This is a genomic window from Mixta hanseatica (assembly GCF_023517775.1).
Classification (GTDB): Bacteria; Pseudomonadota; Gammaproteobacteria; order Enterobacterales; family Enterobacteriaceae; genus Mixta; species Mixta hanseatica.
Genome location: NZ_CP082904.1, coordinates 3,481,584 through 3,500,764 on the forward strand (window position 1 = coordinate 3,481,584; position 19,181 = coordinate 3,500,764).

At 57.6% G+C, this 19,181-nt stretch carries 16 protein-coding genes; 9 read left to right on the plus strand and 7 right to left on the minus strand.

Annotated elements, in window-relative coordinates:
- Positions 1-11 precede the first annotated feature (11 nt).
- Genes K6958_RS16585 through K6958_RS16605 form a run of 5 tightly spaced genes read left to right on the plus strand, consistent with a single transcriptional unit; the run spans position 12 to position 5,461 of the window.
- Entirely contained in the window at positions 12-1,571 is a 1,560-nt protein-coding gene (locus K6958_RS16585; protein ID WP_249892136.1) for an ABC transporter substrate-binding protein, read from the plus strand.
- Positions 1,572-1,610: 39 nt separating this feature from the next.
- Entirely contained in the window at positions 1,611-2,633 is a 1,023-nt protein-coding gene (locus K6958_RS16590) for an ABC transporter permease (protein WP_249892137.1), read from the plus strand.
- On the plus strand, positions 2,630-3,520 hold the full coding sequence (ddpC, locus tag K6958_RS16595; RefSeq protein WP_249892138.1) for a D,D-dipeptide ABC transporter permease: 891 nt from the start codon (positions 2,630-2,632) through the stop codon (positions 3,518-3,520). Before K6958_RS16590 ends, ddpC begins: the two co-directional genes overlap by 4 nt.
- Positions 3,520-4,506: an ABC transporter ATP-binding protein gene (locus tag K6958_RS16600; protein WP_249892139.1), complete on the plus strand. Its 987-nt coding sequence runs from the start codon at positions 3,520-3,522 to the stop codon at positions 4,504-4,506. The genes ddpC and K6958_RS16600 overlap by 1 nt, the downstream gene beginning before the upstream one ends.
- The gene (locus K6958_RS16605) at positions 4,499-5,461 is read left to right on the plus strand and encodes an oligopeptide/dipeptide ABC transporter ATP-binding protein (RefSeq protein ID WP_249892140.1); all 963 of its coding nucleotides are present in this window, start codon (positions 4,499-4,501) and stop codon (positions 5,459-5,461) included. The genes K6958_RS16600 and K6958_RS16605 overlap by 8 nt, the downstream gene beginning before the upstream one ends.
- Here the strand turns inward: K6958_RS16605 and thyA are convergent.
- The 4 genes from thyA to rppH form a co-directional block, all read right to left on the minus strand.
- A complete protein-coding gene (thyA, locus tag K6958_RS16610; RefSeq protein WP_249892141.1) occupies positions 5,439-6,233 on the minus strand; it encodes a thymidylate synthase in 795 nt (264 codons plus the stop codon). The two genes, K6958_RS16605 and thyA, sit on opposite strands and share 23 nt — an antisense overlap.
- A complete protein-coding gene (lgt, locus tag K6958_RS16615) occupies positions 6,230-7,105 on the minus strand; it encodes a prolipoprotein diacylglyceryl transferase (RefSeq protein WP_249892142.1) in 876 nt (291 codons plus the stop codon). The genes thyA and lgt overlap by 4 nt, the downstream gene beginning before the upstream one ends.
- Positions 7,106-7,267: 162 nt before the next feature.
- Entirely contained in the window at positions 7,268-9,514 is a 2,247-nt protein-coding gene (ptsP, locus tag K6958_RS16620) for a phosphoenolpyruvate--protein phosphotransferase (RefSeq protein ID WP_249894718.1), read from the minus strand.
- 12 nt (positions 9,515-9,526) lie between these two features.
- Positions 9,527-10,054, minus strand: a complete 528-nt coding sequence (gene rppH, locus K6958_RS16625; protein WP_085070316.1) for an RNA pyrophosphohydrolase — start codon at positions 10,052-10,054, stop codon at positions 9,527-9,529.
- Positions 10,055-10,739: 685 nt separating this feature from the next.
- Here rppH and mutH point away from each other — a divergent pair.
- The 4 genes from mutH (at position 10,740) to K6958_RS16645 (ending at position 13,759) form a co-directional block, all read left to right on the plus strand.
- The gene (gene mutH / locus K6958_RS16630; RefSeq protein WP_249892143.1) at positions 10,740-11,423 is read left to right on the plus strand and encodes a DNA mismatch repair endonuclease MutH; all 684 of its coding nucleotides are present in this window, start codon (positions 10,740-10,742) and stop codon (positions 11,421-11,423) included.
- Between the two features lie 67 nt (positions 11,424-11,490).
- On the plus strand, positions 11,491-12,201 hold the full coding sequence (locus K6958_RS16635; RefSeq protein WP_249892144.1) for a TerC family protein: 711 nt from the start codon (positions 11,491-11,493) through the stop codon (positions 12,199-12,201).
- A gap of 139 nt (positions 12,202-12,340) precedes the next feature.
- Complete coding sequence (locus K6958_RS16640) at positions 12,341-12,556, plus strand: YgdI/YgdR family lipoprotein (protein WP_249892145.1); 216 nt, start codon at positions 12,341-12,343, stop codon at positions 12,554-12,556.
- Positions 12,557-12,718: 162 nt separating this feature from the next.
- A complete protein-coding gene (locus K6958_RS16645; RefSeq protein ID WP_249892146.1) occupies positions 12,719-13,759 on the plus strand; it encodes an NADP(H)-dependent aldo-keto reductase in 1,041 nt (346 codons plus the stop codon).
- Between the two features lie 75 nt (positions 13,760-13,834).
- Here the strand turns inward: K6958_RS16645 and lplT are convergent, their stop codons facing one another.
- From lplT to K6958_RS16660, 3 genes are all read right to left on the minus strand, one after another.
- Entirely contained in the window at positions 13,835-15,037 is a 1,203-nt protein-coding gene (gene lplT, locus K6958_RS16650) for a lysophospholipid transporter LplT (protein WP_249892147.1), read from the minus strand.
- On the minus strand, positions 15,034-17,175 hold the full coding sequence (gene aas, locus K6958_RS16655; RefSeq protein WP_249892148.1) for a bifunctional acyl-ACP--phospholipid O-acyltransferase/long-chain-fatty-acid--ACP ligase: 2,142 nt from the start codon (positions 17,173-17,175) through the stop codon (positions 15,034-15,036). Before aas ends, lplT begins: the two co-directional genes overlap by 4 nt.
- 123 nt (positions 17,176-17,298) lie before the next feature.
- Entirely contained in the window at positions 17,299-19,020 is a 1,722-nt protein-coding gene (locus K6958_RS16660; protein WP_249892149.1) for a penicillin-binding transpeptidase domain-containing protein, read from the minus strand.
- Positions 19,021-19,181 lie beyond the last annotated feature (161 nt).

Sequence of the window (19,181 nt, forward strand, 5' to 3'; positions counted from 1 at the left end):
AGGAGCCCGCCATGAAAAAATCTACTGCCTGTTACCTGCTGCGTCCGGCGCTGCTTGCCGTTGCCATTAGCGCCGCGACGATGCCTGCGCTGGCGGCGGTGCCTAAAGAGATGTTGGTTATCGGTAAGGCTGCCGATCCGCAAACGCTCGATCCGGCCGTCACTATTGATAATAACGATTGGGCGGTCACTTACCCGGCCTATCAACGACTGGTGCAGTATAAAACCGAGGGCGGAAAAGGCTCGACGGAGATTGTGGGGGATCTGGCTACCCACTGGCAGGCCTCGGAAGACCAAAAAGTGTGGACCTTTAAACTTAATCCGACAGCAAAATTTGCCGACGGCACGCCGGTGACCGCCGACGCGGTAAAAGTCTCTTTTGAGCGCCTGATAAAGGTGGCGCAGGGCCCGTCGGAAGCATTCCCCAAAGATATCCGCGTTGAAGCGCTGGATGCTCACAGCGTGCGCTTTACGCTCAGCATCCCTTTCGCGCCTTTTCTTTATACCCTGGCTAACGACGGCGCGGCCATTATTAATCCAGCGGTGTTGGCGCAGCACGCCGGCGATGATGCCCGTGGTTGGTTGGCGGAGCATACCGCCGGATCCGGCCCCTTTATGCTGCAGCGCTGGCAAAAAGGTCAGCAGCTGGTGCTGGTTCCCAACCCGCATTACAACGGCAAACGTCCGGCGTTTAAGCGCGTCACCATCAAAATCATCGGCGAAAGCGCCTCGCGCCGTCTGCAGCTGACGCGCGGCGATATCGACATTGCTGAATCGCTGCCCGTGGATCAGCTTAGCGCGCTGAAAAAAGAGGATAAGGTGAGCGTGGCGGAATATCCCTCACTACGCGTGACCTACCTCTATTTAAATAATGCGAAAGCGCCGCTGAATCAGGTGGAGCTGCGGCGCGCTATCTCCTGGTCAACCGACTATCAGGGCATAGTGAAAGGCATTCTGGCGGGCAACGGCAAACAGATGCGCGGGCCGATCCCGGAGGGCATGTGGGGCTTCGATGCGCAGGCCATGCAGTACAGTAACGATCCGTCTCAGGCGAAAGCCGCCTGGGACAAGGTAGCCGATAAGCCGAAATCGCTCTCTTTCCTCTATTCCGACAGCGATCCTAACTGGGAGCCGATTGCGCTCGCCACCCAGGCCAGCCTCGGCGCGCTGGGGATTAGCGTAAAACTGGAAAAGCTGGCGAACGCTACCATGCGCGATCGCGTCGGCAAAGGCGATTATGACATTGCCATCGGTAACTGGAGTCCCGATTTCGCCGATCCCTATATGTATATGAACTACTGGTTCCAGTCGGATAAAAAAGGTCTGCCGGGCAACCGCGCCTTTTACAGCAATCCGCAGGTGGATACCCTGTTGCAACAGGCGGTAGCGACGACCGATCAGGCGGCGCGCACCCGCGATTATCAGGCGGCGCAAAAGAAAGTGATTGATGACGCGGCTTACGTTTACCTGTTCCAGAAAAACTATCAGGTGGCGATGAATAAGGCGGTACAAGGCTTTGTTTATAACCCGATGCTGGAACAGGTTTATAACGTCGCCGCCATGAGCAAGTAACGGCGCTCTTTGTGCGTCGCCTGATATGAGGCCAGGACTATGACCCTGTGGAGCATTCTGCGGCAGCGCTGTTGGGGGCTGCTGCTGGTAATGACAGGCGTGTGCGTCATTACCTTTATTATTTCCCATCTTATCCCCGGCGATCCCGCGCGCCTGCTGGCAGGCGATCGCGCCAGCGATGAAATGGTACAGCATATTCGTCATCAACTGGGGCTGGATTTGCCGCTGTGGCAGCAGTTTATCCACTACGTCAGCGATCTATTGCATGGCAATCTTGGTACCTCGATTCGTACCGGCAGGCCGGTGCTGGCGGATATTCGCCTGTTCTTCCCGGCTACGCTGGAGCTGGCGCTGTGCGCGCTATTGCTGGCGCTGCTGATTGGCGTGCCGCTTGGCGTGTTGTCGGCGGTGTTCCGTAACCGCTGGCTTGATCACCTGGTACGCCTGCTGGCGATTACCGGCATCTCTACTCCCGCCTTCTGGCTGGGACTGGGGGTTATCGTGCTGTTTTACGGGCACCTTAACTTACTGCCCGGCGGCGGGCGGCTGGATGACTGGCTTGATCCGCCCGCCCACGTCACCGGTTTTTATCTGATTGATACCTTACTGGCCGGAGATAGCGACGCTTTCTTCAATAGCCTGCAGCACCTGATTCTGCCCGCCCTGACGCTGGCGTTTGTTCATCTCGGCATCGTGGCGCGCCAGATCCGTTCGGCGATGCTGGAACAGCTTAGCGAGGATTATATTCGTACCGCCCGCGCCAGCGGACTGCCCGGCTGGCGCATCGTTATGACGCATGCGCTGCCTAACGCGCTAATCCCTTCGATAACCGTGCTGGGCCTGGCGCTGGGCGATTTGCTGTATGGCGCGGTGCTGACGGAAACTGTCTTTTCCTGGCCCGGCATGGGCGCTTATGTAGTGGCCTCGATTCAGGCGCTCGATTTCCCGGCGGTGATGGGATTCGCAGTGGTGGTGTCATTTGCCTATGTGCTGGTAAACCTGTTGGTAGACCTGCTCTATTTGTGGATCGATCCGCGTATCGGTCGTGGAGGCAATGCATGATGCTAAGTGAAGCTCAACTGACTCAGCTAAAAACGCCCGTCGGGCGGCGCGTCAGTAAAGTATTCTGGCTGCTGAAGCAAAGCCCGCTGACCTTAATTGGCGGCGCGATTATGCTGCTGATGCTGCTGCTGATGCTGTTTTCTCCCTGGCTGACGCCGTTGGATCCCAACGCCGTTGATTTGACGACGCGTCTGCAGCCGCCCTCCTCCGCCCACTGGTTCGGCACCGACGAGGTGGGCCGCGATCTGTTCAGTCGGGTGCTGATTGGCAGCCAGCAGTCGATCGCCGCCGGGCTGGCTGTGGTGGTGCTGGCGGGCGGCATCGGCTCGCTGCTTGGCTGTTTTTCCGGCGTGCTGGGCGGCTGGGCGGACGCGCTGATTATGCGGGTGATGGATATTATGCTGTCGATCCCGTCACTGGTGCTGACCATGGCGCTGGCAGCCGCGCTTGGGCCAAGCCTGTTCAACGCCATGCTGGCTATCGCCATTGTGCGTATTCCTTTTTACGTGCGCCTGGCACGCGGGCAAACGCTGGTGGTGCGCCAGTTTGCCTACGTTCAGGCGGCGCGCACCTTCGGCGCATCGCGCTGGCATCTGATCGGTTGGCATGTGCTGCGTAACGCCCTGCCGCCGCTGGTGGTGCAGGCCTCGCTGGATATCGGCACCGCCATTTTAATGGCCGCCACGCTCGGCTTTATCGGTCTTGGCGCGCAACAGCCGACCGCTGAATGGGGCGCAATGGTGGCTAACGGCCGTAACTATGTGCTGGATCAATGGTGGTACTGCACCTTTCCCGGCGCGGCGATTCTGATCACCGCCGTCGGCTTTAATCTGTTTGGCGACGGACTGCGTGACCTGCTCGATCCTAAAAGCGGAGGACGGCACTGATGAATGACCCCCTGTTAGCCATTGAGGATTTACAGCTCAGTTTTCCCGTTTTTCAGGGCGAGGTCCATGCGCTTAACCGCGTATCGATGGCGATCCATCGCGGCGAGATCGTCGGCGTGGTGGGTGAATCGGGCTCCGGCAAATCGGTTACCGCGATGCTGGCGATGCGCCTGCTGCCCAACGATAGCTACCGTATTCACGGCGGCAGCGTACGGCTGCTGGGCGAGGACGCCCTTCACGCCAGTGAAAAGCAGATGCGCCAGCTGCGCGGCGCAAAGGTGGCGATGATTTTTCAGGAGCCAATGACCGCCCTGAATCCTACGCGCCGTATCGGTCAGCTGATGACCGAAGTGATCCGTCAGCATCAGTCTCTTTCCGCACGCGAGGCGCAGCAAAAGGCGATCGCATTACTAACGGAGATGCAAATTGCCGATGCGCCGCAGGTCATGCGCCGCTATCCCTTCGAGCTTTCCGGCGGTATGCGCCAGCGAGTGATGATTGCGTTAGCCTTCTCTTGCGAGCCGGAGCTGATTATTGCCGACGAGCCCACCACGGCGCTGGATGTGACCGTACAGCGTCAGGTCCTGCGTCTGCTAAAGCAAAAGGCGCGCGCCAGCGGCACCGCCGTGCTGTTTATCAGCCACGATATGGCAGTGGTCTCACAGCTATGCGATCGCCTGTATGTGATGTACGCCGGGACGGTAATCGAAAGCGGCGCCACGCAGCAGGTCATTGCCCAACCGGCGCATCCCTATTCCGTGGGGCTGTTGCGCTGCACGCCTGAGGCCAGCGAACCCCGCGCCGAACTGCCGGCAATTCCCGGCACGGTGCCGAATCTGACGCAGCTGCCCGTTGGCTGTGCCTTCCGCGAACGCTGCTTCGCCGCTGATGAACGCTGTCGGCAAACGCCCTCACTTAGCCCGTGCGGCGGCGGCGCTCGCCAGGCCGCCTGCTGGCATCCGCAACTGGAGCATCGCCATGTCTGAAATATTGCTTGAGCTGGAGAATGTTCACGTTAATTTCCCGGCGCGTACCAATTGGCGCGGCAAGGTTACCGAACGCGTGCATGCGCTAAACGGGCTGGATTTGCAGATTGCCCGCGGTGAAACGCTGGGCATCGTCGGTGAATCGGGCTGCGGTAAAAGCACGCTGGCGCAGCTGCTAATGGGCATGATCAAACCCGCCAGCGGTGCCTGTCATCACGCCCGCAGCCCTAACTCATGGCTGGGCAGCGGTATGCAGATGGTGTTTCAGGATCCGCTCTCCTCCCTCGATCCACGCCTGCCGGTATGGCGCATTATTACCGAGCCGGTGTGGATTCAAAAACATAACAACGAGGCGCAGCGGCGCGAGCTGGCGCAGTCGCTGGCCTTGCTGACCGGCATTCGTCCTGAATATCTTGACCGTTTGCCGCACGCTTTTTCCGGCGGGCAACGTCAGCGCATCGCCATCGCGCGCGCGCTGTCCGCACAGCCCGATATTATCGTGCTGGATGAGCCGACCTCGGCGCTGGATATCTCCGTACAGGCGCAAATTCTTAACCTGCTGGTTAAGCTGCAGCGTGAGCGTCAGCTGACCTATGTGCTGATTTCGCATAACGTCTCGGTGGTGCGCCATATGAGCGATCGGGTGGCGGTGATGTATCTGGGGCAGATTGTGGAGCTGGGCGCAACGGAACAGGTATTAACCCAGCCACGTCATCCCTATACCCGTCTGCTGCTGGATTCGGTGCCGCGCGTCGATCGTTCGCTGGAAGGAGAGCTGGAAGATAAAAAGGGCGAGCTGCCGGGAAATCGACAGCTGCCGCAGGGCTGCTATTTTCATGACCGTTGCCCGCTGGCAACAGAGGGCTGCCGTCAACCGCAGCCGTTAATAATGGACGCCAGCGGCGCGGGCGTGCGCTGCTGGCGTCCCGGGCTTATATCGCCACCGGTGCCTTAATGGCAGGATGCGGATCGTAGCCTTCGATTTCAAAATCTTCGAAGCGGTAATCAAACAGCGAGGCGGGCTTGCGTTTGATAACCAGCTTCGGCTGCGGACGCGGTTCACGGGTCAACTGCAGGCGCGCCTGCTCCAGATGGTTGCTGTAGAGATGCGTATCGCCGCCGGTCCAGACGAAATCGCCCGGCTCCAGGCCGCACTGCTGCGCCATCATATGCACCAGCAGCGCGTAGCTGGCGATATTAAACGGCAGGCCGAGGAATACGTCGCAGGAGCGCTGGTAAAGCTGGCAGGAAAGTTTGCCGTCCGCCACGTAGAACTGGAAAAAAGCGTGGCACGGCGCCAGCGCCATCTCATCCAGCTCGCCGACGTTCCAGGCGGAAACGATGATGCGACGCGAATCGGGATCGTTTTTCAGCTGCTCCAGTACCTTAGCCAGCTGGTCGATCTGACGGCCGTCAGCCGCTCCCCAGCTGCGCCACTGTTTGCCATACACCGGTCCCAGATCGCCATTTTCGTCGGCCCACTCATCCCAAATTGAGACGTTGTTTTCTTTCAGATAGGCGATATTGGTGTCACCGTTCAGGAACCACAGTAGCTCATGAATAATTGAGCGCAGATGGCAACGCTTGGTGGTGACCAGCGGAAAGCCTTCCTGCAGATTGAAACGCATCTGGTGGCCAAAAATCGACAGCGTGCCGGTTCCGGTGCGATCGTTTTTCGGCGTGCCCTCGTTCAGCACTTTTTCCATTAATGCCAGATACTGCTTCATTTCTGTTCACCTGTTTGTAGCTGCGGGCGACGACGGTACGCCCAAATCATCATGATGATGCCGGCCAGAATCATCGGTACCGACAAAATTTGCCCCATGCTGATGCCGCTAAACAGCCCCAGCTGGGCGTCCGGCTGACGGAAAAATTCCACAATAATGCGGAAGGCGCCGTAGCCAATCAGGAACAAGCCGGAAACGCTGCCCATCGGGCGCGGCTTGCGAATAAACAGGTTAAGAATGGCAAACAGCACGATGCCCTCCAGCGCCAGTTCATACAGCTGGGAGGGATGGCGCGGCAGCACGCCGTAGGTCGCCAGCAGCGATTGCCACTCAGGATGCGTGGCGACCAGCGCCACATCTTCGCTGCGCGAGCCGGGGAACAACATCGCCCAGGAGAAGTCAGGCGCAACGCGGCCCCACAGTTCGCCATTAATAAAGTTGCCAAGCCGGCCAGCGCCCAGCCCGAACGGGATCAGCGGCGCGATAAAGTCAGCGACCTGGAAGAAATGACGTTTGGTACGGTGAGCAAACCACAGCATGACCACGATCACACCAATCAGCCCGCCGTGGAACGACATGCCGCCATCCCAGACTTTGAACAGGTATAGCGGGTTATCGAGGAACAGCGGCAGATTGTAAAACAGCACATAGCCAATACGACCGCCAAGGAATACGCCGAGGAAGCCCGCATACAGCAGGTTTTCCACTTCCTCTTTTTTCCAGCCGCTGCCGGGCTTGTTGGCCCGTCGTACCGCCAGCCACATAGCAAAAACAAACCCAACCAGATACATCAGGCCGTACCAGTGCAGGGAGATAGGTCCGATGGAGAAAATCACCGGATCGAATTGAGGGAAAGCCAGATAGCTATTCATCTTTCACCATTGATGTCATCCGTCCACAGACTGGACGATGGATAGTTCACTCCTTGCGCGCCACGCAATACGCGGCGCCTCTCAGCCAGGAAAAACCGGCCAGGCATGATAGCATAGCCGTTTTCTGGCGGGTTCATCGAAATGTAAACGTGGATAAATGCTCTAGCGACCGCCGCGGATCAACCCGCCTAAGCCGCGCCGTTCCATAAAGGCGGCCACCTGATGCCGTACTTCGCTCGCCGTTTGCGCCTTCAGGCTGCGCTCGGCCAGTGACAGCGCATCTTCGTGGTCGATATGTCGCAGCAGATATTTCACGCGCGGCACGTTTTTGCCGTTCATGCTCAAATGGTGATAGCCTAGCCCGATCAACAGCGCCACACACATCGGATCGCCCGCCATTTCACCGCACAGGCAAAGGTCGATATGCGCTTCGCGCGCGGCTTCAGCAATCGACTTCAACGCTTTAAGCATTGCCGGATGCAGAGAGTCATACAGATTGGCGACGCGGGTATTGTTGCGATCCACCGCCAGCAGATACTGCGTCAGATCGTTGGTGCCAACCGAAACGAAATCAACGCGCGAAGCCAGATGCGGGATCATAAACAGCATGGAGGGCACTTCGATCATAATGCCGATGCGCGGTTCAGGAATGGCGTAGCCGAGCATCTCTTCTACTTCTTTTCCGGCGCGATCGATCAAGCGGCGCGCTTCATCGATTTCATCAATGCTGGTGATCATCGGCAGCAGAATGCTGAGATTGCCGCTGGCGGCGTTGGCGCGCAGCATCGCGCGCACCTGCACCAGAAAAATCTCCGGCTGGTCAAGCGTCAGGCGGATGCCGCGCCAGCCCAGACAGGGGTTCTCTTCGCTGATGGGCATATAGGGCAGCTGTTTGTCCGCGCCGATATCCAGCGTACGCAGGGTCACCGGCTTGTTCAGAAACAGCTGTAGCATGCCCTGGTACTGCGCGACCTGCTCCTCTTCCGAAGGGAAGCCGTTTTGCAGCATAAACGGGATTTCGGTACGGTAGAGGCCTATGCCATCCACCCAGTTATCCATCGCCTGCTCATGCTCAGCGCTCAAACCGGCGTTCAGCATCACCTGAACGCGCTCGCCGCTTTTTAACCTGGCGATCTGCTCAACGTCATCCTCGGCCAGCCGGCTCAGTTCATTTTCTTCGCTGACCAGCTGCTGATATTCCTGAATCAGCACCGGCTCCGGATCGATCAGCAATTCGCCGCGATAACCATCCACGATCAGCAAGCGCTTATTAAGCAGTTCAGGCAGAATATCCGCGCCCATCACCGTTGGAATACCCATCGCCCGCACCAGGATCGCCGCATGCGAGTTGGCCGCGCCGTCGCGCACGACTACGCCTGCCAGCCGCTCTTGCGGCAGCTCCGCCAGCGTGGTCGCCGTTAGCTCATCCGCCACCAGCACAAACCGTTCCGGCCAGGTGTTGGTGCCCTGCAGCGTATCGTCAAGATGAAACAGCAGTCGCTGGCCCAGCACGCGCAGATCGCCGGCGCGCTCGCGCAAATAAGTATCCTGCAGGCTGGCGAACTGCGCGGCGAATTTCTCGATCACCTTTTTCACCGCCCATTCCGCTACCGATCCGCCGTCAATCTCGGCAAACAGATCCTGTTTAAGGCGGGCGTCGGTTAACAGGTGGGAGTAAAGATCGAAGATCGCCGCGCTCTCTTTCTGCACGCTGGCGCTGAAGCGTTTGCTAAAACGGCGAAATTCGTTGCTTGCCTCGCTCATCGCCTGCGACAACCGTTCCCGCTCGCGCCCAACATCCAGCGTCGAGGCGGCGAAAACATGCTCCAGCGAAGGCTGCGTGGTATCGACCCAGCCAGGCGCGACCGCCACGCCCGGCGCCGCTGCCAGCGCACGCACGCGTTTTTGCCGGAAGTGGCCAAACAGCTGGCTAACCTGAGACTGGGTGATCAGCGTGGCCAGTTGGGTGGCGAGCGTGACCAGGAAAGACTCTTCGCTTTCATCAAACTGACGATGCTCGCGCTGCTGCACCACCAGCACGCCCAGCAGCTGACGTCGGGTAATAATCGGCACGCCGAGAAAAGAGCGGAAACGCTCTTCTTTAACCGAAGGAATATATTTAAAACTGGGATGGCTTTGCGCATCCGCCAGGTTGATCGGTTCCGCCAGCCGACCAACCAGCCCGACGATGCCTTGATCAAATGCCAGCGTGACGATCTTACCGCGCGGCTTTTTCAGTCCGCGCGTCGCCATCAGGTAATAGCAACGACGATCGTGATCGGCGAGATAAATGGAGCAAACTTCCGTCTCCATGGCGAAACAGATTTCGTTCACCAGGATCTCAAGCGCTTCTTCAAGGCGCGGTGCGCCCGCCACTTTCTCTACAATCTCACGCAACTGAGTCAGCATCATCAGCGTGGCTTAACCTCTCTTCCGTCGATAAGCAGGCGTATTGCGCTGCGTTGCACTCTCCTGCAATGGCATGACCACAGCGGCAAACTCTTTCATCACGCGGCGGTAAACGTCGCGCTTAAAGGAGACAACCTGACGAACCGGATACCAAAAGCTGACCCAGCGCCAGCCGTCAAATTCCGGCGTGCTGCTGGTTTGCATGTTGATATCCGCGTCATTGCACATCAACTGCAGAAGAAACCACTTCTGTTTCTGGCCGATACATACCGGCTTCGTGTCCCAACGCACCAAACGTTTCGGCAACTTATAACGTAACCAGTTTCGGGTAGAGGCGAGCAGGCGCACATCTTTACGGTGCAAGCCGACTTCTTCAAAGAGTTCGCGGTACATGGCCTGTTCCGCCGTTTCGCCAGGATTGATCCCACCCTGAGGAAACTGCCAGGAATGCTGTCCGAAACGCCGGGCCCACAATACCTGTCCCTGTCTGTTACAGATTACAATACCAACATTTGGGCGGTAGCCATCATCGTCGATCACGGGACTACCTCAAACTGAAATTCAGATAGTCTGATTGTTTCATACTCCTTACAGGCGGTAAACCACTGCTTGCGGCTGTGAATAACGCATAACAGGGGGATAACTCACAGAGTTCATCATAGTTATAAACAGCGAGCAGGCAAAAAGGGCAATTTTATTCACTTTTTCTGTGGATAGCTTTGTGCAGAACATGGTAACCACGTGGGAAAAGCGGCAAAATCCATACTAATCCAGCGCCGCTCATAAATTCATAACCCCTTTATTTGAAAAGAATTACGCCCGTTATTAGCGGCTATTTGGCCGTTGATCGCACTGTTTATACCTGCAAAGATCCTTTACTGGCGAAAGATCGCACACCGCTGATTTTATCCACAGAATATGCGATAAAGTTATGCACAAAATGGTCGCACCCAGCAAAAAAGGGCGCCGTCAAGGCTGTAAATGGAAACAGTATGGGAGAAAAAGTCGAGTTATCCCATGTTTCTGTGGATAACTGGGTGTAAGATCCTGTTCATTGTCGGTGACAATGTGGGTAAAACGTCAGGGCGATTCTGCCCATCCGCTGCGCGGCCAAATAAAATCCTATGATTTATCATGCTATTATTCCCCGGTTGTTATGTACGTCAGAGCGCAACTCACCTGCCGACTGTGGGTGTTCATTTTTTGAGCAATGAATGAGAGACATATGGAGCCGCGTTTTCTCACTCCGCCGCCCCCTGATGAGGCGACATTACTGGCACGCGCGCAGGCGCTGGCAGGCTATTCGCTGGGCGAACTGGCGTTGCAGGCCGGCATCGCCACGCCTGCGGATTTACGACGTGATAAAGGCTGGGTAGGCATGCTGCTGGAGATGCATCTGGGCGCCAGCGCTGGCAGCAAACCCGAGCGTGATTTTGCCCACCTTGGCGTGGAGCTAAAAACCATCCCGGTTGATGCGCAGGGCCGCCCGCTGGAAACCACCTTTGTTTGCGTTGCGCCGCTGACCGGCAATAGCGGCGTCACCTGGGAGAATAGCCACGTACGTCATAAGCTGGCGCGGGTGTTGTGGATCCCGGTAGAAGGCGATCGCGCGCTTCCCCTGGCGACGCGACGCGTTGGCGCACCACTGCTGTGGAGCCCTACGCCGCAGGAAGAAGAGCAACTGCAGCGCGACTGGGAAGAGCTGATGGATATGATCGTTCTGGGCCAGGTGGAGCGCATCACGGCCCGTCACGGCGAAGTGTTGCAGATCCGCCCTAAAGCGGCCAACAGCAAGGCGTTAACGGAAGGCATCGGCGAGCATGGCCAGCCGATCATGACGCTGCCGCGCGGTTTTTATCTGAAGAAGAGCTTTACCGCCCCGCTGCTGGCGCGTCATTTTTTGCTTTAACCTTTTCCAGTGCGGGAGGCGATGCGTATAATCACCGTTTAACTTTCGTTTAGGATGCAATGTTACAATGTTTGACTGGATTGCAGATCCCAATGCCTGGCTGGCCCTCGGCACGCTGACCATACTGGAAATCGTGTTGGGCATCGATAATATTATTTTTCTCTCCCTGGTTGTGGCAAAACTGCCTAAACATCAACAAAATAGCGCTCGTCGCCTTGGTTTGATGGGCGCAATGCTAATGCGTTTAGGGCTGCTGGCCTCTATCGCGTGGGTCATTAAACTCACCAACCCGCTGTTTACCCTGCTGGATCACCCTTTTTCCGCACGCGATCTTATTTTGCTCGGCGGCGGCCTGTTCCTGCTGTGGAAATCGAGTATGGAGATCCACGAGAGCATTGAGGGCAATGATGAGGAGCATAAAACTAACGTTCACTCCTTTTTCGGCGCCATTGTGCAGATCATGGTACTGGATATTATTTTCAGTCTCGACTCGGTGATTACCGCAGTAGGGCTGTCCGATCACCTGTTCATTATGATGGCGGCGGTGGTGATTGCGGTTGGCGTGATGATGTTCGCGGCGAAAGGCATCGGGGAGTTTGTCGATCGTCATCCATCAGTGAAAATGCTGGCGCTCGCATTCCTGATTCTGGTCGGCTTTACGCTGATTCTGGAAAGCTTCAATATCCACGTGCCGAAAGGCTATATCTATTTCGCGATGTTCTTCTCCATGGCGGTAGAGAGCCTTAATCTGCTGCGCGGCAAGAAATCCGCTCAGTAGTTTCCCCTGGTAAATATCCGGCTGCGGCCGGATATTTCCTTTCCGACCTTTTTTTCAGATTCCTGCGATTAATCCTGGGCAGCAAATATTTTATTACTACACTGTGTAGTTGAAATTACCATCCAGGAGAACACAGGCAATGAAACGGATAACCCACGTGGCTGCTATCGGTTTGATGCTGCTGTTAAGCGGCTGCAGCAGCAATTACGTCATGTCCACTAAAGATGGTCATATGATTATGACCGACGGCAAGCCGGAAATTGATAAGGAAACGGGGCTGGTCAAATATACCGATCAGGCCGGTAATGAAATGCAGATTAATGGTGATGAGGTCTCTTCCATCATTGAGCGCTAACCAGATATAAGCGCCGACCCTGCCACAGCCCTCGGCGCTTATCGATAAATTGAACCGCAACTCTCCTCTTCCCCCTCTCGTCAGCGCCCGCTATAGTCGGAATGGTGTTGTTTGAAATGCACCGCCAAGACTCTCCCAATAATGACAAAAGGAAGCCGGCAAATGCACTATCACCGCATCCCCCACAGTACGCTGGAAGTCAGCCAGCTGGGATTGGGAACCATGACGTTTGGTGAGCAAAATAGCGAAGCCGATGCCCATGCCCAGCTTGATTTAGCCGTTAGTTGCGGCATTAATCTCATCGACACCGCGGAAATGTATCCCGTTCCGCCACGCCCGGAAACGCAGGGACTGACCGAAAGCTATATCGGCAGCTGGCTAAAGGCGCGCGGCAACCGCGACAAGATTGTGCTGGCGACCAAGGTTGCCGGGCCGTCGCGCGGCAGTGACGCCGGCATTCGTCCGGCTCAGGTGCTGGATCGCAAAAATATTCGCGTCGCGCTGGAAGCCAGCCTGAAACGCCTGAACACCGACTATATCGATCTCTATCAGGTTCACTGGCCGCAGCGTCAAACCAACTGCTTCGGTAAACTGGGCTATCAGTATACCGATGTCAGCGTGCCGGTTACGCTGCTGGAAACGCTGGAGGCGCTGGCCGAGCAGGTGCGCGCCGGTAAGATCCGTTATGTCGGCGTCTCGAACGAAACGCCGTGGGGCGTGATGCGTTATCTGCAGCTGGCGGAGAAGCATGAACTGCCGCGGATCGTTTCTATCCAGAACCCCTATAGCCTGCTTAACCGTAGTTTTGAGGTTGGCCTGGCGGAGATTAGTCAGCATGAAGGCGTGGAACTGCTGGCCTACTCCAGCCTCGCTTTCGGTACGCTGAGCGGCAAGTATCTGAACGGCGCGCGTCCGGCCGGAGCGCGTAATACCTTGTTTAGCCGCTTTACGCGCTACAGCGGCGAGCAATCGCAGCAGGCGATAGCGGAATATGTCTATTTGGCGCGCCGCCACGGCCTCGATCCGGCCCAGATGGCGCTGGCCTTTGTGCGTCAACAGCCCTTCGTCGCCAGTACCCTGCTGGGCGCGACCACGCTGGAGCAGCTGCAGAGCAATATCGATAGCTATCAGCTGACGCTTAGCAGCGAACTGCTGGAGCAGCTGGAAGCGATTCACCGGCGCTATACTTATCCCGCGCCTTAAAAAGAACGCCGCCGTCAGAAGACGGCGGCGGTTTAGCTTTCAGGCGGACCGTTCTTCCTTATCCGCCGTCCGCGGCTATGCGCGGCGTTTTTGCGCCAGCTGCCAGCCCCACAGTATGGCGATCGCCAGCGCAAACAGCGCGCCGAAGCCAATACCGGTCGCAACCGGCGGCGCGCCCAGCTTAATCGCCAGGGAATAGAGTCCCAGCATTAGCAGCATCGCGCCATTCTCGCCCAGGTTCTGCACCGCAATCGCGTTGCCTGCGCCGACCGTCTGTTTGCCGCGCTCCTGCAGCAGCGCATTAAGCGGCACCACAAAAAAGCCGCCCAGCACGCCAATGATAATCAACAGCGCGTAAGCGTTCAGCTGCGTATGCTGTAGCGCAAAAATCACCACCGCAACGCCAATCAGCACGCCCGCAGGCATACAGCGTCCGACAGTCTTCAATGTAACCAGCTTCGCCGCCGCCGCCGCGCCAAGCACAATCCCAATCGCTACCATCGCATTCAGCAGCGTCGGGGTTTTGTTGTCGGTGATGCCTAACGCCACCGGCACCCACAGCACCAGCAAAAAGCGCAACGTTACGCCTGCGCCCCAAAACAGGCTGGTGCCCACTAGCGAAAAGCGCGTTTCACCGTTGCGCCACAGCAGCCGGGTCGCCTGGAGAAAGCTGCGCGCCATTGCCCACGGATGCCAGCTTTGACCAGGCCGCGCCGCCTGCAGCTTTGGAATCAGCAGGTTGGCGGCCACCGCCAGCGCATAGGTCACGACGCAGGCGATCAGCGCCGCCAGCAGGCTCCAGTCCGCCAGCACGCCGCCCGCTACCGATCCCAGCAGGATCGCCGCAATGGTAGAGGCTTCCATCAGGCCGTTAGCTTTAACCAACTGCTCGCCATCGGTGATTTCACCGAGGATGCCGTATTTGGCCGGTGAATAGCTCGCCGCGCCGATCCCCACCAGCGCATAGCCGGCGAAAGGATCGAAGCCAAAGCAGATCACCAGCGCGCCCAGCAGCTTCAGGCCGTTCGCCAGCATCATGACGCGTCCTTTCGCGAAGCTATCCGCCAGCTGGCCGACAAACGGTGCCAGCAGGATATAGGTAGCGACAAACACCATCTGCAGCACCGGCTGGCTCCAGTCGGGATAGTGCTGATTTTTCAACACCGCCAGCGTGGCGAACAGCAGCGCGTTATCGCCGAAAGCAGAGAAAAACTGCGCAACGATCACCGCCAGCATGCCGCGCGACATTAATGAGGAGCCACCAACCGGGAGTCTCATTCTTCCACCATTTTTTTCAACGTGACGAAATCAGGTTTACCGCTGCCCAGCAGCGGCAGCTGTTGCAGGAAACGGATATCGCGCGGGATCGCCAGCTCCGCCGCGCCCAGCTCACGCGCCGCCTGCTGTAAACTATCGCGCTGCAGCTCGCGGTCGGTGGTGAACAGCACCAGCGCTTCGCCGCGGTTGCCGTCCGGCTTAATGGTGGCGGCATGCTGTTTCTCCGGTGAGGCTTTCAAAGCGATCTGCTCGACCACCTCAAGAGAGACCATTTCACCGGCAATTTTGGCAAAGCGTTTCGCCCTGCCCTGAATTTGGCAGAAACCGCCCTCATCAAAGCTGACGATATCGCCGGTGTCATACCAGCCCGGCTCCAGCACGCCCTCGCCATTGTCGGCCATCGGCGGCTCCAGCTCGCCAGGACGCTCCACGCGCAGATAGCCGTTCATGATATTCGGCCCGCGCAGCTGTAGCCTGCCGCCCTGCTCAATACCCGGCACCGACATTAAACGCGAATCCATGCCCGGCAGCAGACGGCCAACGGTATGCGGTTTGGCCGCCATCGGCACGTTAATCGCCACCACCGGCGCGCATTCGGTTACGCCATACCCTTCAAGGATACGGATGCCGAAACGATCCTGATACAGCTGACGTACCCCTTCCTGCAGTTTCTCCGCGCCGGCCACTACATAGCGCAGGCGCGCAAAATCATAAGGGTTGGCGAAGCGGGCATAGTTGCCAAGGAAGGTCGAGGTGCCAAACAGCACGGTACAGTTCCGGTCATATACCAGCTCCGGCACGATGCGATAGTGCAGCGGGCTGGGATATAAAAAGACCTGTGCGCCGGTAAAGAGCGGCGTAAACAGGCCCACCGTCAGACCAAAGGCATGGAACAACGGCAGCGACGCCATAAAGCGATCGCGCGGCGTAAAGTCCGCGACGGTACGAATCTGCTCTACATTCGCCAGCAGGCTTTTATGCGAATGAACCACCCCTTTCGGATAACCCTCCGAGCCGGAGGTGAACAGCACCATCGCCGCATCTTCCGCCCGCTGCGGCAGCATCGCGCGTCGGGGCACCAGCAGATGCGCGAAGATCCACAGCTTATCCTTGCCGCTAAGGGTCTCTTTCAGATCTTCAAGGAAGATCCATTTCACCTGCGGGATGCCCTGCGGCAGATGCCACAGGTTGCCCTTCTCCAGGAACTGCCGCGAGGTGAAAACGGTTTTTATCTGAGCGGCGGTGACCGCGCTGGCCAGGCCGTTGACCCCAGCGGTGTAGTTGAGCATCGCCGGGACGCGCGCGCGCAGCGTAGCCCCGAAAATGGCGGCGGCGGTTACCGTGGTATTCGGCAGCAGCAGGCCGACATATTCGCCCGGCTGGCTGTAGCGCTCCAGAATACGCCCTACGCCCAGCGACTTTTTCAGCAGGCTGCTGTAGCTGTCCGGCGCAAAGTTAATATCTTCGATGCAGCGCTTAAACCAACCGTAGCGGGTACGCGCGCTGAGAAAGGCTTCAAACAGCGTCTCCCGCGGGCGCACCGCCATGCGCGCCTCCATCATAATATGATGCAGATGCTCGCCAGCCAGCGCACGGCGATCGCGGGCGCGTGGCGCATCAGGCATAGGGATCAGCGTGGGCGGCAACACCGTCAGGGTGATGCGCGGGAACAGGCGGCGCTTAAAGGTGCCGCCAAGGCGACCAAACGGCGTATATTCCGCGCCTTCGATGCGCATCGGCACTACCGTCGCCTGCGATTTTGCCGCGACAAAGCCCGCCCCGCTGTAGACTTTCATTAACGAGCCGGTGATGGTTATGCGCCCTTCCGGGAAGATCACCACCGGCCGCCCTTCATTCAGCGTGCGCACCAGGTATTTAAGCGACATCGGCCGCGTGGGATCGAGCGGAACAAAATCCACGATGGGTTTAAGCAGACGCATAAACCACTTATCGCTGATGTTAGAGTAAACGGCGAATACCGGCTTTACCGGCAGGAACAGCGCCAGCAGAGCGCCATCCAGAAACGACGCGTGATTAGGCGCGATCAGCACCTTTTCTTTGCGTAGCCCGGAGAGATCGCCGCGTAGCTGCACGCGCCACAGTAGACGAAACAGAAAACGGAAAAGGTTAAACAGCATGCCAGCTCCTTAGCAGCAAAAAACTGGCTATAACCATGCAGCAAAGGCACGCTGAACTCAACGTTGACGGGTTAAAAAACCGCGCGGGGGATTGCCCAGCGCGGCTTTTATCTTTGAAATGCGTTAATGCGGCGCGCCGCTTACCAGCGCATCGGGCGCGATGTTCATATGTTTGAGGACCGGCCCCATGATGTTGCCAAAGATCGGCGCGGCGACCGAGCCGCCAAAATGATCGCCTGCGGTCGGATGGTTAATCATAACCACCAGCGCCACCTGCGGATCGCTGGCCGGGGCGATACCGGCGGTATAGTTTACGTAGCCGCCGTCATATTTACCGCTGGCGCCCATCTTCTCCGCCGTACCGGTTTTCGTGGCTAAGCGGTAGCCCGGCACAGCCGCGCGGATCCCGGTGCCGCCCGGCAGCACATCACTTTCCAGCATATGCACCACCGTTTTGACCGTTTCCGGATTGGCGACCTGTTTACCAATGACCGGCGGCGTAACTTTGGTGATGGAAAGCGGACGGTAGATGCCATAGCTGCCCAGCGTGGCATATTCACGGGCGATCTGAAGCGGCGTGACGCGTAATCCATAACCAAACGAGAAGGTAGCGCGTTCAATATCCGCCCAGCGCTGACGATGCAGCGGAAAATAGCCGACGCTTTCGCCGGTCAGCCCCAGCCCGGTGGGCTTACCAAGGCCGAAAGCGTGATAGGTATTGACCAGCGCCTCCGCCGGCATTGCCAGTGCAATATGCGATACGCCGATATCGCTCGATTTTTGCAGGATGCCGGTCATGGTCAGGCGCGGCCAGTGGCCCACGTCGCGGATCAGGTGACCGTTAACCCGATACGGGGTGGTATCCAGCACCGAGTCCGGCCTTACCAGACCGCGCTCCAGCCCTTCCATTACCACCAGCGGTTTTACCGTTGATCCTGGCTCAAAGCTGTCATTGATCGCTACGTTACGCATCTGCCCAGGCGAGACGTCCGCATAGTTGTTCGGGTTGAAGGAAGGGTAAGAAGCCATGCCCAAAATTTCCCCGGTGTCGATCTTCACCAACACCGCCGCGCCGGAATCGGCTTTATTTAGCAGCACGCCATCGCGCAGCTTGCTGTAAAGAGTGTATTGATCGAATTTATCGATACTCAGCTGCACGGTAGGCGGCAGCGATGGCGGCTGATAATCGATCATGGCGATAATATTGCCTTCGCGATCCTGACGATATTTCTCCACGCCCGGCTGCCCCTGTAACACCTTGTCGTAGCCCTTCTCCAGCCCGTTCAGTCCGGTATTATCGGCGCCGACGATGCCAATCAGCGGCGCGGCTGCCTCGCTCATTGGATAGAAGCGGCTGTCGTTATAAACCGTACTGATGCCTTTCAGATGGAGCTTGCTGATATCTTTAGCGATGCCCAGCTCGATTTTGCGCCCCAGGTAAAGGAAACGGCGATGCGGGTTGGCGGTAATTTGCTGCTGGATCTGTTCCGGGCGCTGGTTAAGCGCGTTGGCCAGATATTCCCACTTGGGATTGGTGAAATCGGGGTTTGCCTCCATGACGCGCTGTGGATCGGCAATGATGTCGCGTGAGGGGACGCTTAGCGCCAGCGTTTCGCCATTCCGGTCCAGCAGGGTGCCGCGGTTGGTTGGCAGAGTAACGGTACGCAGCGAACGCTGATCCGCCTCGTGTTCCAGCATCGGATGATTGATTAATTGCAGATCGGCGACGCGGGCCAGCAGAACAGCTAAACATCCCACCACGCCCAGACAAATAAGGCGAAACCGAAACGGGTTGAACGACGCTTTAATTTGGTCTTTTCCAAGAAATTTCTGTATGCGGGGCATGGTCCATGACCTTAATGCGGGCAAAAAAAACCTGCGCATCTGCGCAGGTTGGTGTAATCAATAAACTTGTTGATGTTCACCCATCAATACCTCTGGGACTTAAAATGTACCAAGCGGCAGCGAGGGGCGGCTATCAATGATTCGCAACAGTTACCCGCAAA